Annotated in this window: 13 protein-coding genes; 9 read left to right on the top strand and 4 right to left on the bottom strand. The window is 71.4% G+C overall.

The features are described from left to right. Positions 1–141 precede the first annotated feature (141 nt). Together CCO02nite_RS02705 and CCO02nite_RS02700 are read left to right on the top strand one after the other, a co-directional pair. Positions 142–633, top strand: a complete 492-nt coding sequence (locus tag CCO02nite_RS02705) for a DUF6318 family protein (RefSeq protein WP_146841519.1) — start codon at positions 142–144, stop codon at positions 631–633. Further along, positions 630–1,469, top strand: a complete 840-nt coding sequence (locus tag CCO02nite_RS02700) for a PKD domain-containing protein (RefSeq protein ID WP_146841518.1) — start codon at positions 630–632, stop codon at positions 1,467–1,469. Before CCO02nite_RS02705 ends, CCO02nite_RS02700 begins: the two co-directional genes overlap by 4 nt. Before the next feature lie 36 nt (positions 1,470–1,505). Here the strand turns inward: CCO02nite_RS02700 and recQ are convergent, their stop codons facing one another. Further along, positions 1,506–3,602 carry a DNA helicase RecQ gene (gene recQ, locus CCO02nite_RS02695; protein WP_371862469.1) on the bottom strand — a complete coding sequence of 699 codons (2,097 nt, stop codon included), beginning with the start codon at positions 3,600–3,602 and terminating at the stop codon, positions 1,506–1,508. Between the two features lie 260 nt (positions 3,603–3,862). Between recQ and CCO02nite_RS02690 the strand changes: the two genes are divergently transcribed. The 4 genes from CCO02nite_RS02690 (at position 3,863) to CCO02nite_RS02675 (ending at position 7,435) form a co-directional block, all read left to right on the top strand. Next, positions 3,863–5,113, top strand: a complete 1,251-nt coding sequence (locus CCO02nite_RS02690) for a right-handed parallel beta-helix repeat-containing protein (RefSeq protein WP_146841517.1) — start codon at positions 3,863–3,865, stop codon at positions 5,111–5,113. 190 nt (positions 5,114–5,303) lie between these two features. Further along, positions 5,304–6,089: an SDR family NAD(P)-dependent oxidoreductase gene (locus tag CCO02nite_RS02685; protein ID WP_146841516.1), complete on the top strand. Its 786-nt coding sequence runs from the start codon at positions 5,304–5,306 to the stop codon at positions 6,087–6,089. A gap of 73 nt (positions 6,090–6,162) precedes the next feature. Next, a complete protein-coding gene (gene pyrE / locus CCO02nite_RS02680; protein WP_146841515.1) occupies positions 6,163–6,771 on the top strand; it encodes an orotate phosphoribosyltransferase in 609 nt (202 codons plus the stop codon). Between the two features lie 106 nt (positions 6,772–6,877). Next, the gene (locus tag CCO02nite_RS02675; RefSeq protein WP_146841514.1) at positions 6,878–7,435 is read left to right on the top strand and encodes a LemA family protein; all 558 of its coding nucleotides are present in this window, start codon (positions 6,878–6,880) and stop codon (positions 7,433–7,435) included. An 82-nt stretch (positions 7,436–7,517) separates the two neighbouring features. On the opposite strand, the gene CCO02nite_RS02670 is transcribed toward CCO02nite_RS02675, so the two are convergent. Both CCO02nite_RS02670 and CCO02nite_RS02665 read right to left on the bottom strand, forming a co-directional pair. Then, complete coding sequence (locus CCO02nite_RS02670) at positions 7,518–8,294, bottom strand: HAD-IIA family hydrolase (RefSeq protein ID WP_146841513.1); 777 nt, start codon at positions 8,292–8,294, stop codon at positions 7,518–7,520. Next, entirely contained in the window at positions 8,291–9,046 is a 756-nt protein-coding gene (locus CCO02nite_RS02665) for a VTT domain-containing protein (RefSeq protein WP_146841512.1), read from the bottom strand. Before CCO02nite_RS02665 ends, CCO02nite_RS02670 begins: the two co-directional genes overlap by 4 nt. A gap of 104 nt (positions 9,047–9,150) precedes the next feature. Between CCO02nite_RS02665 and CCO02nite_RS02660 the strand changes: the two genes are divergently transcribed. Then, entirely contained in the window at positions 9,151–9,783 is a 633-nt protein-coding gene (locus tag CCO02nite_RS02660; RefSeq protein WP_246117301.1) for a TrmH family RNA methyltransferase, read from the top strand. Positions 9,784–9,934: 151 nt separating this feature from the next. Then, a complete protein-coding gene (fbaA, locus tag CCO02nite_RS02655) occupies positions 9,935–10,957 on the top strand; it encodes a class II fructose-bisphosphate aldolase (protein WP_146841511.1) in 1,023 nt (340 codons plus the stop codon). Positions 10,958–11,129: 172 nt separating this feature from the next. Here fbaA and CCO02nite_RS02650 read toward each other — a convergent pair whose 3' ends face one another. Continuing rightward, complete coding sequence (locus CCO02nite_RS02650; RefSeq protein ID WP_146841510.1) at positions 11,130–11,546, bottom strand: STAS domain-containing protein; 417 nt, start codon at positions 11,544–11,546, stop codon at positions 11,130–11,132. Positions 11,547–11,622: 76 nt separating this feature from the next. Between CCO02nite_RS02650 and CCO02nite_RS02645 the strand changes: the two genes are divergently transcribed. Then, positions 11,623–13,881, top strand: coding sequence for an ATP-binding SpoIIE family protein phosphatase (locus tag CCO02nite_RS02645; RefSeq protein WP_307724027.1), 2,259 nt, complete (start codon positions 11,623–11,625; stop codon positions 13,879–13,881). Positions 13,882–13,898 lie beyond the last annotated feature (17 nt).

Below are 13,898 nucleotides of genomic sequence, written 5' to 3'. Positions count from 1 at the left end.
GACATGTTGAACAGGGGGCTGCTCGCGGCGGCGATGGTGGCTGCACTCGCACTCGGACTCACCTCATGCACTCGTGAGCAGGAGGTAAGTGCCGAGCCCACGTCGACCCGCGCATCGGAGGTATCTACGGCCCCGGCGCCTATGACCACGGCCTCGGCGACACCGGCTCCGACCCCGGACGGCTTCGATGCTTCGGTAGCGCCCGTTCCGCCGGACGCGCTCGGTGGCCCGGCAACGAAGGCGGCGGCGGCGGATGTCGCCCGGTACTTCCTCTCACTCTTTCCCTACGTGTTCGCTACGGGCGACCTACAGGCGTGGAAGTCATTGAGCGGCGCTTCGTGCAAGTACTGCGCGAATGTCGTCTCGATGGTGGATGAGATGTTCGCCGACGGGAACCACAGCGTCGGCGGCGAGTTCGAGTTCGCGAGCGTCGAGGGCGACGACTACAAGGAGGGTGAGTTCGCCGTGCTCCTCCGTTTCAGAGAGTCACCGTCACAGACGGTTTCGTCGACCGGCGTCGTCGTCGAGGACTTCCCTGACACGAAGCTCGAGTCTGCCGAGGTGCATGTGGTCTGGGACGGCTCGGGCTGGGCCGTCGACGGGGTCGTGGTCGACCTGCTGGATCGGCAGTGAGGGCGCGCATCGTCCCGATCGTCGCGACGGTCGTCTTCGCGGTCACCCTCTTGTCGCCGGGCGCCGGCGCTGTCGAGGGTTGGCTTCCCGGCGATGACACAGCACGCGTTGTGACCTTCGAGCGAAATGAAGAGTATCGGGACTACCTCCACAACGATCCGGGACCGGGCGCGCGCGTCGTCGAATTCGATCGCACTTTGTCCTGCTACTTTCCCCCTGCATATTCTCAAGGCTGCCCACCGATCGACCCTGGACGCCCTCCGATGTCGCTCGTGTGCGAAGACGGTGAGCCACTGCAGCCGTTGTGGCGGCGGGTGCGCTTCGATAGCTCGTCGGACTGGGGCGATTGGGACCTCCGTCTGAACTGGACGTGCCCCGAGGACGTGTTGCCGCCCTTCCTCGAGCGAGATCTTCGCGTACTGACCATCGAGCCGCTGGCGGTGAATCAGCAGCCCGCCGGTGGTGACGTGCTCGTGCGGAAGCCGCTGATCGTGTTCGCGGAGCCGGCGGTGCGGGAGTACCACGTCGTGCTGTTCGGGGAGTACGGGGTCGACGTACGGGTGACGCCAGTGGAGTACACGTGGGACTTCGGTGACGGGACGACGTTGACGACCGCGGATCCGGGGAGCCCGTACCCGGACTTCGACGTCACGCACCTGTACTCGTCGCTGGGGACGCGGACGGTGTCGTTGACGACGACGTGGACCGGCGAGTACCGGGTGGACGCGGACCCGCTGCACAAGTGGCGTCAGGTCGACGGGACGGCGACGACGACGGCGACCGGTGAGCAGTTCGAGGTCGTCGAGCGGCGCTCGCACTTGATCCCGGGCACCTAGCCCCGACGGCTTGCGGACCGTCGAGGACGGCCGGCGCTACTCCGCGACCGTCTCCAGGACGCCGGCGCCGTAGCGGTCGAGCTTGGTGGCGCCGATGCCGCTGATGGTGCCGAGCGACTCGAGGGTCGACGGGCGGCGCTGGGCGATCTCGCGCAGCGTGGCGTCGTGGAACACGACGTAGGCCGGGACTCCCTGTTCCTTGGCCGCACCGGCGCGCCACTCGCGCAGCCGCTCGAAGAGCGCCGCATCGTCGTCATCGAGGTCGACCGCGGCCTTGGGCGTGCTCGAGCCGCCGGAGGAGGACGCGCGGCGGGTGCGGGTCCGTTCCGGTTCGCGACGCATCGCGACGGTGCGCTCACCGCGCAGCACCTCGCCGGACGCGTCCGTGAGCTGCAGGGTGCCGTAGCCCTCGGTGTCGACGGCGAGCAGCTCCGCGGCGACGAGCTGGCGGACCACACCACGCCACTCGCCGTCGGAGAGCTCCTCCCCGATCCCGAACGTCGACAGGTCGTCGTGCCGGAGCTGCGCGACCCGCGGCGTGCGCTTGCCGCGCAGCACGTCGACGACGTGCCCGACGCCGTAGCGCTGCCCACGCTGGGCCATGCGGGCGACGGTCGAGAGCAGCTTCTGCGCCGCGACCGTGCCGTCCCAGGTGGTCGGGGGGACCAGGCAGGTGTCGCAGTTGCCGCACGCCTGCGAGGCCTGGCCGAAGTAGTTGAGCAGCTGCACCCGCCGGCACGACACGGTCTCGCACAGCGCGAGCATCGCGTCGAGGTGCTGCGTGAGCCGACGACGGTGCGTGGCGTCGCCCTCGGAGGTGTCGATGAGCCGCCGCTGCTGGACGACGTCCGCGAGGCCGTAGGCCATCCACGCGGTCGACGGCAGGCCGTCGCGGCCGGCGCGGCCGGTCTCCTGGTAGTAGCCCTCGACGGACTTGGGCAGGTCGAGGTGGGCGACGAACCGCACGTCGGGCTTGTCGATCCCCATGCCGAACGCGATGGTCGCGACCATCACGACACCGTCCTCGCGCAGGAACCGTGCCTGGTTGTGCGCGCGCACCCCGCGGTCGAGACCCGCGTGGTACGGCATGGCGTCGATGCCCTGGGTGACCAGCCACGCGGCGGTCTGCTCGACCGACGCCCGCGAGAGGCAGTACACGATCCCCGCCTCGCCCGGGTGCTCGGTGCGCAGCACGTCGAGCAGCTGCGCGCGCGGGTTGTCTTTCGGGGCGATCCGGTACTGGATGTTCGGCCGGTCGAAGCTCGCCACGAAGTGCCGGGCGTCCTCGAGCTGCAGCCGCTCGGCGATCTCGCGGTGCGTCGCGGCGGTCGCGGTGGCCGTCAGTGCGATGCGCGGCACGCCGGGCCACCGCTCGTGGAGCATCGACAGGCGCAGGTAGTCGGGCCGGAAGTCGTGCCCCCACTGCGACACGCAGTGCGCCTCGTCGATCGCGAACAGCGCGACGTGCCCGCGCGTGAGGAGGTCCACCGTATCCGGCACGTTGAGCCGCTCGGGCGCCAGGTAGAGCAGGTCGAGCTCACCGGCCAGGAACGCGTCCTCGACCTCGCGGCGCTGGAACGCCTGCTGCGTCGAGTTGAGGAACCCGGCACGCACACCGAGCGCGGACAGCGCGTCGACCTGGTCCTGCATGAGCGCGATCAGCGGGGAGACGACGACGCCCGTGCCCTCGCGCACCAGCGCGGGCACCTGGTAGCACAGCGACTTGCCGCCGCCGGTCGGCATCAGCACCAGGGCGTCCCCGCCCGCCACGACCGTCGAGATGATCTCCGACTGCTCGCCGCGGAACTCGTCGTACCCCCACACCCGGCGCAGCACCTCGAGGGGCGCCTCCGACGTGCCGGGGGTCGGACGTCCGGCCGGACCCGACGAACGCGCAGTACCCGACGAACGCGCGGTACCCGACGAACGCGCGGTACCCGACGAGCCCCGCCTCGCACCCGACGAGCCGCGCGAGACGCTCGCGGCGACGGCTGCGGCCAGCTCCGACGAGCCCTCGTCGTGCGGGACGCCGTGCCAGTCCGCCGTATCGGGTGGGGCGTCGTCGTAGAACGGGTCGAACGGCGGCTCGTCGGGCCACGGCTCGCCCGGCGCAAGGTCGTCGTCCGGAAGCACGCGCCCACCCTACGAGGCTCCACCCACAGCGCGGACCGGCCGTGCACAGCCACTGGGCCGTGACCGGTCATGAGCGGTCGTGACCGGTAGTGGCGCACGGGTGATCGTGCGCGATCTCGTCGTGACGCACTCAAGTCCTGCGCCGGTCGTGTCGTTCTCAGGAGTGGGCCGGGCCGCGGGCCGGGTGATACTCGTTCGTCACCGCGCACCGGACGGGCCCGACGAAGAGGCGAACCCGGCTCGTCCCGTCAGGAGGAAGCATGCACCGCTCGACCGACCGGCCGACCCTTCGTCGCCGCCTGATCGCCTTCGGCGCGCTCCTCGCGCTCGCGGTGACGACGGGCGTGACCGCGACGAGCGCCTCGGCCGCGAGCAGCTCGGTCTACTTCGGTGTCGGCTCCAAGAGCATCGCCACCCCGGGTGACGGCGGCCGCGTGCTGTACGTGTCGACGACCGGTGCGGACCAATACACCTACGAGGTGTCGTGGGGGAAGAAGACCGTCAACCGCTACGAGTGCCTGAGGCTCAAGTCGACCGACCGCGCGACCTGCCCGCCGGCCTCGTCCGGCGCACCGCTGCGGACCATCCAGGCGGGCGTGCGCTCGGCCCAGCCCGGCGACGTCATCGTCGTGCGCGGTGGGACCTACAGCGAGGCCGTCGGCTGGGGCGCGGTCGCAGCGACGAAGTCCCTCCCGATCGTCCTGCAGAGCCATCCGAAGGAGCGGGTCGACGTGCGCGGCACGCTCTCGCTCGAGCTGGCCAGCTACTGGACGGTGCGCGGGTTCCACTTCCTCTACAACTCGAAGATCCAGACCGGCCAGGCGATCGTCTACCTGCAGGGCGGCACGGGCTGGACCTTCACGAACAACGAGGTCGCCGGCTCGACGGGCGTCGCGAACGTCATGGTCCTGCCCGGCACGCGGACCGGTTCGGTCGCGGCGCGCAAGGCCGCGGGTCCGCACGACTACAAGATCGCGCTCAACTGCATCCGGGACAACCGCGGCGACGACACGCACGGCATGGACCACAACATCTACGTCATGGCGGGGATCTACTCGAGCGGTGGGTTCATCGAACGCAACCTCCTCGCGGGCGCGCCCCGCGGCTCGCAGATCAAGGCGGCCGGCCCGTACCAGAGCGCCTCGAGCGACAGCCCGCACGGTCTGACCATCAGCCGCAACACGATGCTCGGCGGCGCCTCAGGCGTCACCGTCGGGCTCGCGGCGCAGTACGTCCGGATCAACCAGAACCTCGTCGCGAACCCCGCTGGATCCCAGCAGTGGGACGGCGGCGTCAAGATCTGGGAGCTGCAGCGGCAGGACCTGACCTCGGTGAAGCAGAACCTGTTCGCCGGGTACAAGGCCCCTGTCTACGGCGCGAGCTCGGCGCTCGTGACGTCCGGCAACGTCTCCTCCGGCACCATCGCGTACGAGGGTTCGATCGCGAACTGCACCGCGAAGGCCAAGGACCTGCGCGTGCGTTCCACGTACGGCCAGCTCTCCGGCCTGTAGTCCCGACGATCCCGCCCGACGATCCCGCCCGACGAACCAGCCCGACGAACCAGCCCGACGAACCAGCCCGACGAACCGGCCCGACGAACCGGCCCGACGAACCCGCTCGCCGCCGCGGCGCGGCGAGGTCGGTGCGGCGAGTCGGCGACGTGGCGTGCGCGGCCGGCCCGCCGCTTCGTAGGCTGGCGGCATGGGCACCGCACTGATCACCGGCGCCAGCGCTGGACTCGGACTCGAGTTCGCCTGGCAGCTGGCCACGGCCAAGCACGACGTCGTCCTCGTCGCGCGTTCGCAGGATCGTCTGGACCGGCTGGCCGACCAGCTCCGAGCCGCGGCCGGGGTCCACGCCGAGGTGCTGGTGGCAGACCTGTCCGACCGGCGCGACGTCGAGCGGGTCGCCGATCGGCTGCGCGACCAGGAGCGGCCGGTCGGGCTCCTGGTGAACAACGCCGGCCTAGGCCTGAACCAGCGGTTCGTCGGCGGCGACCTCGCGGCCGAGGAGGCGGCGCTCGACGTGATGGTGCGCGCCGTCCTGGTGCTCTCGAACGCCGCGGCGGGCGCGATGGTCGAGCGCGGGCGCGGCGCGATCCTCAACGTCGCGTCGATCGCGGCGCTGCTGGCGTCGGGCACCTACTCCGCGCACAAGGCGTGGGTGCGCACGTTCACGGAGGGCCTGGCCGTCGAGCTCAAGGGCACCGGCGTGACCGCGACCGCGCTGTGCCCCGGCTTCGTGCACACCGAGTTCCACGAGCGCGGCCGGATCGACGTGAGCACCTATCCCGAGGTCGCGTGGCTGCATGCGGAGGACGTCGTCGCCACGGCCCTCGCCGACGTGCGGCGCGGCACGGTCATCTCGACGCCGAGCATCCGCTACCGGGCGATCGCCGCCGCGGCCCGCCTCGCCCCGCGCGGAGCGGTCCGTGCGGTCGGCCGCTACCGCCGCGCGATCGAGTCCCCGGACACCCCCGCCGAGTAACCCACCGGCCGCTGACCCCGCAGCGTGCGAGGAATCGGCCACGGATCGTGACCATTTCCTCGCACGATCGCGGATGTCCGGTCGGGGGCAGGGAGGTAGCCTTCCCGGCGTGACTGACCTTGGCGCCTCGCCCCGTGACCAGCTGATCGCCCTCGTCCAGGAGCTCGCCGTCGTGCACGGCCGGGTCACCCTCTCGTCGGGACTCGAGGCCGAGTACTACGTGGACCTGCGCCGCGCGACGTTGCACCACCGCGCCGCACCGCTGATCGGGCACCTCATGCTCGACATGCTCGAGGAGGCCGGGCTGGGCACCGCGGAGGTCGACTCGGTCGGCGGGCTCACGCTCGGCGCGGACCCGGTCGCCACCGCCATGCTGCACGCCGCCGCGAGCCGGGGCCAGGACCTCGACGCGTTCGTCGTGCGCAAGGCCGTCAAGGCGCACGGCATGCAGCGTCAGATCGAGGGCCCGGACATCGCGGGCCGACGGGTCGTCGTGCTCGAGGACACCTCGACGACCGGCGGTTCGCCGATCGCTGCGGTCGAGGCCGCGCGGGAGGCCGGCGCCGACGTGCGCGGCGTCGCGGTCATCGTCGACCGCGCGACGGGTGCGCAGGCCAAGATCGAGGCGCTCGGCGTGCCGTACTTCGCGCTGCTCAGCCTGGCGGACCTCGACCTGGCGTGACGGCGGACTGCAGGCGCCATGACGTCAGCGTGACGGTGACGACGGCCGCACCGCGGCCCGCGTCGACTGGCTACGCTGCTGGCAACCCCACGGAAGGACACCGCCCGTGATCTTCGCCGTCATCGTCGTCGTACTGATCGTCGTCGTCGGGCTGTGGGCCGTCTCGCAGTACAACGGCCTGGTCAAGCTGCGCAACCTCGTGCAGGAGGCGTGGCGGCAGATCGATGTCGAGCTGCACCGTCGGCACGACCTGATCCCGAACCTCGTCGAGACCGTCAAGGGCTACGCCGCGCACGAGCGGGGCGTGTTCGACGAGGTCACGCAGGCGCGCGCCGCGGCCGCGGGTGCGGGCTCGTCGCCCGCCGAGCAGGCGCAGCAGGAGAACGTGCTCACGCAGGCGCTGGGACGGCTGTTCGCCGTCGCGGAGAACTACCCGGTGCTGCGCGCGAGCGAGAACTTCCAGCAGCTCCAGGCCGAGCTGACTGCCACGGAGGACCGGATCGCGGCGTCGCGCCGCTACTACAACGCGAACGTGCGGACCCTGAACACCAAGGTCGAGTCGTTCCCGGCGAACGTGATCGCCGGGATGTTCCACTTCGAGCGGGCCGAGTACTTCGAGGTCGCGGACCCGCAGGTCCGCCAGGCGCCCGACGTCCAGTTCTGACGAACGGCCCCGACGAACGGCCCCGACGAACGGTCCCGACGAACAAGGCCCCGACGAACGGCCCCGACGAACGGGACGGGCGTCAGCCCACGCGCTCGACGAGGTCGACGACCGAGTCGAGGATCTCCGAGGGGCGGAACGGGAACCGCTCGACGTCCTCGCGGCGCGTCGAGCCGGACAGCACCAGGAACGTGCGCAGCCCGGCCTCGATCCCGGCGACGACGTCGGTGTCCATCCGGTCACCGACCATCGCGGTGTACTCGGAGTGCGCGTCGATCCGGTTCAGCGCGGAGCGGATCATCACGGGGTTGGGCTTCCCGACGAAGTACGGCGCCCGGCCGGTGGCCGTGCGGATCATCGCGGCGACGGCGCCGGTCGCGGGCAGGTCGCCGTCGGCGGACGGGCCGGTCACGTCGGGGTTCGTCGCGATGAACCGCGCACCCCGCTGGATGAGCCGGACCGCCTGGGTGATGGCGTCGAACGAGTAGGTCCGGGTCTCGCCGAGCACGACGAAGTCGGGGTCCTGCGCCGTGATCGTGCAGCCCACCTCGTCGAGCGCGGCCAGGAGGCCGTCCTCGCCGATCACGTACGCGGACCCGCCGGGCATCTGGTCGCGCAGGAACTGGGCGGTAGCCAGCGCGGACGTCCAGATCGCCTCGGGCGGCAGGTCGATGCCCATCGCGCGCAGCCGGGCGGACAGCACGTCGGTGGTGAACATCGAGTTGTTGGTCAGCACGAGGTAGCGCCGTCCCGCGGCGTGCAGCGCGTCGACGAACGCCGCGGCGCCCGGCAGCGCGACATCCTCGTGAATGAGGACCCCGTCCATGTCGGTGAGCCAGGCCTTGATGCGTCGGGTCACTCGAACGCCTTCCGCTCGATGTCGCGCCGCTCGGACTCCTCGTCGTACCGCTCGTCGCGGCCGTCCTCGCCGGTGGGTCGCTGGCGGCGCGAGCGCCACAGCTCGATGCCGATGGGGATGACCGAGATCAGCACGACGAGCACGAGCAGCGACTCGATGTTGTTCTTGATGAACGGCACGTTGCCCAGCGCGTAGCCGAGCATCGTCACCCCGACGCCCCACAGCAGCGCGCCGATCGCGTTGTACGTGACGAAGTGCCGGTAGCGCATCTTGCCGATGCCGGCCGCGACCGGGGCGTACGTGCGGACGATCGGCACGAACCTCGCGACGATGATCGTCCGGCCGCCGTAGCGGTCGAAGTAGCCGTAGGTCTGATCGATGTACGACTGCTTGAAGAATCGCGAGTCGGGCTTGTTGAAGACCCGTGGCCCGAGCCTGCGCCCGATGAGGAAGCCCGTCTGGTCCCCGAGGAACGCGGCGAGGAACATGAGCCCGCACAGCGCCCAGATGGAGATGTCGACCGGGAACGCCGACTGCGCGACGAGCGCGCCGGCGGTGAACAGGAGCGAGTCGCCGGGCAGGATCGGGAACAGCAACCCGGTCTCGACGAAGATGATCGCGACGATGCCGACCAGGACGGCCGCTCCGAAGCGCTGGATCAGGTGGTCGGGGTCGAGGATGTCCGGGCCGAGGGACACCAAAGGTGCCTGCACGAGCTCCGGCAGGACGGCCGCCGCGGTCGTCGAGAGCATGGGGTCAAGCGTACGGGGCGCGCTGCGGGCCACCCGTGCCCGGCCTGTGCTTCCGCTGTGCGCGTGCGGTGCGGCCCGGCCCTCGCATCGTTACGGTGGGCTGCGTGGAGGAGTCGAGCGTCGGAGTGCCGCCGTGGCCCGGCGGGCAGAGCGCCTGGCCCGACGACCCGCGTCTGGACCCCGAGCTGCTGGCGCACGGTGATCGGCGCAACGTCGCGGACCGCTACCGGTACTGGAGCCTCGAGGCGATCGTCGCCGACCTCGACACGCGCCGGCACACCTTCCACGTCGCGATCGAGAACTGGCAGCACGACCTGAACATCGGCTCGGTGGTGCGCACCGCCAACGCGTTCCTCGCCGCCGAGGTGCACATCGTCGGGCGGCGCCGCTGGAACCGGCGCGGCGCGATGGTGACCGACCGCTACCAGCACGTGCGCCACCACGCCGACGTGGCGGGCCTCATCGACTGGGCGAACGCCGGTGACCTGCCGGTCCTCGGCGTCGACAACCTGCCGGGCTCCGTCCCGCTCGAGGGCTACCCGCTGCCGCGGGCGTGCGTCCTGCTGTTCGGCCAGGAGTCCGTGGGCCTGTCCGACGAGGCGCGCTCGGCGGCCGTCGACGTCCTCCACATCGCGCAGTTCGGTTCGACGAGGTCGATCAACGCGGGCGCCGCCGCGGCGATCGCGATGCACGCGTGGGTGACCCAGCACGCGACGGCGTCCGCCCGCCGCCCGTGACCTCAGACCCCGGCGGCGAACCGGGCGCGAAGCCCGTCCGGCACGCGGGGACGGGCTGTCCATGGGCAGGACGTCCCGACCACGGGATCGTCGGGTAGTGGCAAACTCGGAAGTGACACCACCCCCATCCAGCCACAGGAGTCGTGAGCGCATGGCCATCGCCACCCCCGAGGTGTACGCCGAGATGATCGACCGGGCGAAGGCGGGCAAGTTCGCCTACCCGGCCGTCAACATCACGTCGTCGCAGACCGTCACCGCCGCCATCCAGGGCTTCGCCGAGGCCGAGTCGGACGGCATCATCCAGGTCTCCGTCGGCGGTGCCGAGTACGCGTCCGGCTCGACGATCAAGAACCGGGTCGCCGGTTCGCTCGCGCTCGCGGCCTACGCGACCGAGGTCGCCAAGCACTACGGCGTGACGATCGCGCTGCACACCGACCACTGCGTCGCCAAGAACCTCGACTCGTGGGTGCGCCCGCTGCTCGCGCTCGAGGCCGAGCAGGTCAAGCGCGGCGAGAACCCGACGTTCCAGTCGCACATGTTCGACGGCTCGGACATCCCGCTCGCGGAGAACCTCGTGATCGCCGCCGAGCTCCTCGAGCTCTCGCAGGCGGCGCGCACGATCCTCGAGATCGAGGTCGGCGTCGTCGGTGGCGAGGAGGACGGTCACGTGGCCGCGATCAACGACAAGCTCTACACCACGGCCGAGGACGGCCTGGCCACGGTCGCGGCGCTCGGCACCGGCGAGAAGGGCCGCTACCTGACGGCCCTCACGTTCGGCAACGTGCACGGCGTCTACAAGCCCGGTGCGGTCAAGCTGCGTCCGTCGATCCTCGCGGACATCCAGCAGGCCGTCGGCGCGCAGGTCGGCAAGGAGTCGCCGTTCGACCTCGTGTTCCACGGCGGTTCGGGCTCGACGGCCGAGGAGATCGCCGAGGCGGTCGACAACGGCGTCATCAAGATGAACATCGACACCGACACGCAGTACGCGTTCACGCGTCCCGTCGTCTCGCACATGTTCACCAACTACGACGGCGTCCTGAAGGTCGACGGCGAGGTCGGCAACAAGAAGGCCTACGACCCGCGTGCGTGGGGCAAGCTCGCCGAGGCGGGCATGGCCGCGCGCATCGTCGAGGCGTGCCAGCAGCTGCGTTCGGCGGGTACCAAGCTCGGCTGAGCACCTTGTAGCCGCGAGCGTGCACTCCGGCCCCGACGGGGCTCGAGTGCACGCTCGCGGTGTCTGGCGGGCCGGGTCTCAGCTCGCGCGCATCGTCGGCTGCACGGTGCACCGGCAGGTAACGCTCACGGCGCACCGGCAGGTGTCGCTCACGGTGCCCGAGGGGCTGACGTCAGTCGTCGAGCGGCGTGTCCGGGCCTACCGGCTGGAACCGGCGGTCCTCGTCCACGACGTCGAGCATCTCGCCGATCCGCGTGACCTCGAGCAGGAAGCGCACGGTGGGCGGCACGCGCAGCAGCGTCACGCGATGCTGCGAACGCACCGAGAGGCGCGCGAGGAACGCGACGCCCGACGAGTCCATGAACGTGACGTGGTGCGCGTCGACCTCGATCGGGAGGCCCGCGTCCTCGGCCTCGATGGTCGCCTCGTTGAGCTCGGCCGCGAGCTCGGCGTCGATCTCGCCGGAGAGCACGATGCGCGTGGTCCGTGCGCCGACGATCACGTGGATGGAACCGCTGTCGCCCTCCACGGGTGCGGGCGCCGCCGGTTCGGCCGACTCGTCGCCTTTGGTGCTGTTAGCGTCGCGCACGGTGCTCCTTCTCGAGAAGGGGGGACACCAGTCGCGACATCCGCCCGTTCGGCACGCTAGACGATCGGAGGTGGTGGTGGTCAACACCCAGGAGCCACCGATTCTCCCGTCGCTGCCCGACGAGCGTTCGCACACGCGTCCGGAGCAGGGCTCCGCAGACAGATCCGACGAGCTGTCCGACGGACGGCCCGACGGTCTCGTCGCGATCCCTGACGCTCCGGCGGTGCCCGTCCTGGGCGTCGACGCCGAGGTGCTCGCCAACGCGCTGTCGGCGACGCTCGTGCCGATGGCGCTGCTCGACGCGAACGAGCCGCACCTCGTCGTCTGGGTGAACGCCGCGTTCGAGGCACTGACGGGCTACGACGCGGCCGGCGCCCGCGCCCGCCAGTGGGACGCCCGTGCGCAGGAGGCCCGGGACGAGCTGTTCGGCGCGCGCACGGAGCTGGATGCGGGCCGGTCCACAGCGGTCTCGTTCACGCTGCACCGCCACGACGGCACGACGTTCCCGTGCCGGGTCTACCTGTCGCCGATGTCCGCCGCCGACGGTGTGACGCACTGGGTGGCCGTGATGCAGGACCTCACGGACCAGATCTCGCACGACCGCGAGCAGGAGGAGATGGTCGAGGCGGAGCGGCGCGAGAAGCGCAGCCTCGGGCTGATCATGCAGGTCTCGGACCTGATGATGGACGTCAACGACCCGGCGACACCGCTCTCCGAGATCGCCGCGCTGCTGCGACGCACCGTCGTCGGCTGGGCGCAGTTCTACGTCAACGACCACGGTCTGCGCACCGCCGACTCGCTCGACGAGGCGCGTCCGCCGTCGGGCAAGGGCCGACGGCACGGCGCGCCCCGCCGCCCGGACGGCGGGGACGAGCCCATGCCCCGGGCCGACGAGATGCAGCGGCTGCTCGACGGCGACGCCGACCGGCCGGTCGAGCTCGACCTGGCGACCGAGCACCCGCCGGGGAGCGCGTCGCACTGGATCGTCCGCGAGGCCGGTCGCCGGCTCGAGGACGCCGCGACGGGTGCGCGCAGCGTCGTCGTGTACCCCGTGCCCGGCCGGCGCCGGGTGATCGGCGTGCTCGTCGTCGTGCCCAGGTACGGCGCGGGGCTCGACGGGCTGGAGCCCTCGACCCGGACCGTGCTCGAGCTGACCGCCCGACGGGTGGGCCTCGTGCTCGACAACGCGCGGCTGTACGACCGCGAGCACCGCCTCGCGGAGACGCTGCAGCGCGCGATGCTGCCGCAGCAGGCCGAGGTCCGCGGCCTGGACGTGTGGACGTACTACGCGCCGAACTCGGAGAACGCGCAGGTCGGCGGGGACTGGTACGACGTGCTCCAGATCTCGCCGGACGTCGTGGGCGTAGTCATCGGCGACGTCGTCGGCCACGACGTCGAGGCCGCCGCGGCGATGGGTCAGCTGCGCTCGGTCGTGCGGTCGTACGCGTACGACCTGACGCGGCCGGGGCCCGTGCTGCAGCGCGTCGACCAGCTCGTCGCGGGGCTGGGCATCCCGCGTGCGGCGGCACTCGTGCTGTCCACGCTGACGCGCTCGGACGGCCGGTGGCGCCTCGAGTACTCGCGCGCCGGGCACCTGCCCGCGCTGCACGCACGCGGCGGCGTCGTGCAGCAGCTGCTCGGGTCGGGCGGGCCGCTCATCGGGTTCGGCGGGCAGGACCGCGCGACCGACGCGCTCGACCTCGAGCCCGGCGACGTGCTCGTCTACTACACCGACGGCCTCGTCGAGCGCCGCGACCGCAGCCTGCGTGACGGGCTGGCGAGCCTGACGAGGGTCGTCGAAGGGGTCACCGCGCGCGATTCCGCCGGCATCGGCGAGGAGCTGCTCTCGCGGCTCGCGGACCACCCCGAGGACGACGTCGCGGTCGTCGTCGTGCGCGTACCCGAACCCGAGGACCATGTGGCACCGGGCCGCAGCCCTCGTCGTCGTCGCTGGTCGCTGCCCGCCGAGCCCGCGTCCGTGGGACGCGCACGGCACGCCGTCGTGCGCACCTGCCAGGCGTGGGAGATGCCCGACGCCGCCAACGCCGAACTGGTCGTCTCGGAGCTCGTCGCGAACGCCGTGATGCACGGCTTCGGGCACGTCTCCCTACAGCTCTACGACACCGGCGACGGGCTGCGGATCGAGGTCGAGGACGGCAACCCCGCGCCGCCGGTCACCACCGACGGGCACCCGGGCCGCGTCGGCGGGTTCGGTATGCGGATCGTCGAGCGGCTCGCGGACTGGGGGTGGCGTCAGTCGAGCCGCGGCAAGGTCGTGTGGGCCAAGGTGCGACCGGGTGCGCTGCCGCCGGGGCGGGACCCGGCCGACGACTGAGCGGCGTCCCGGAGGAT

Source organism: Cellulomonas composti, assembly GCF_007990245.1.
GTDB classification, from domain to species: Bacteria; Actinomycetota; Actinomycetes; order Actinomycetales; family Cellulomonadaceae; genus Cellulomonas; species Cellulomonas composti.
This window is presented reverse-complemented; position numbering and strand designations above follow the sequence as displayed.

Bases quoted from the DNA above. Each gene is read 5' to 3' on its own strand.
- CCO02nite_RS02705 (WP_146841519.1), top strand. From the start codon at position 142: ATGACCACGGCCTCGGCGACACCGGCTCCGACCCCGGACGGCTTCGAT.
- CCO02nite_RS02690 (WP_146841517.1), top strand. From the start codon at position 3,863: ATGCACCGCTCGACCGACCGGCCGACCCTTCGTCGCCGCCTGATCGCC.
- CCO02nite_RS02685 (WP_146841516.1), top strand. From the start codon at position 5,304: ATGGGCACCGCACTGATCACCGGCGCCAGCGCTGGACTCGGACTCGAG.
- pyrE (WP_146841515.1), top strand. From the start codon at position 6,163: ATGTCCGGTCGGGGGCAGGGAGGTAGCCTTCCCGGCGTGACTGACCTT.
- CCO02nite_RS02665 (WP_146841512.1), bottom strand. From the start codon at position 9,046: ATGCTCTCGACGACCGCGGCGGCCGTCCTGCCGGAGCTCGTGCAGGCA.
- fbaA (WP_146841511.1), top strand. From the start codon at position 9,935: ATGGCCATCGCCACCCCCGAGGTGTACGCCGAGATGATCGACCGGGCG.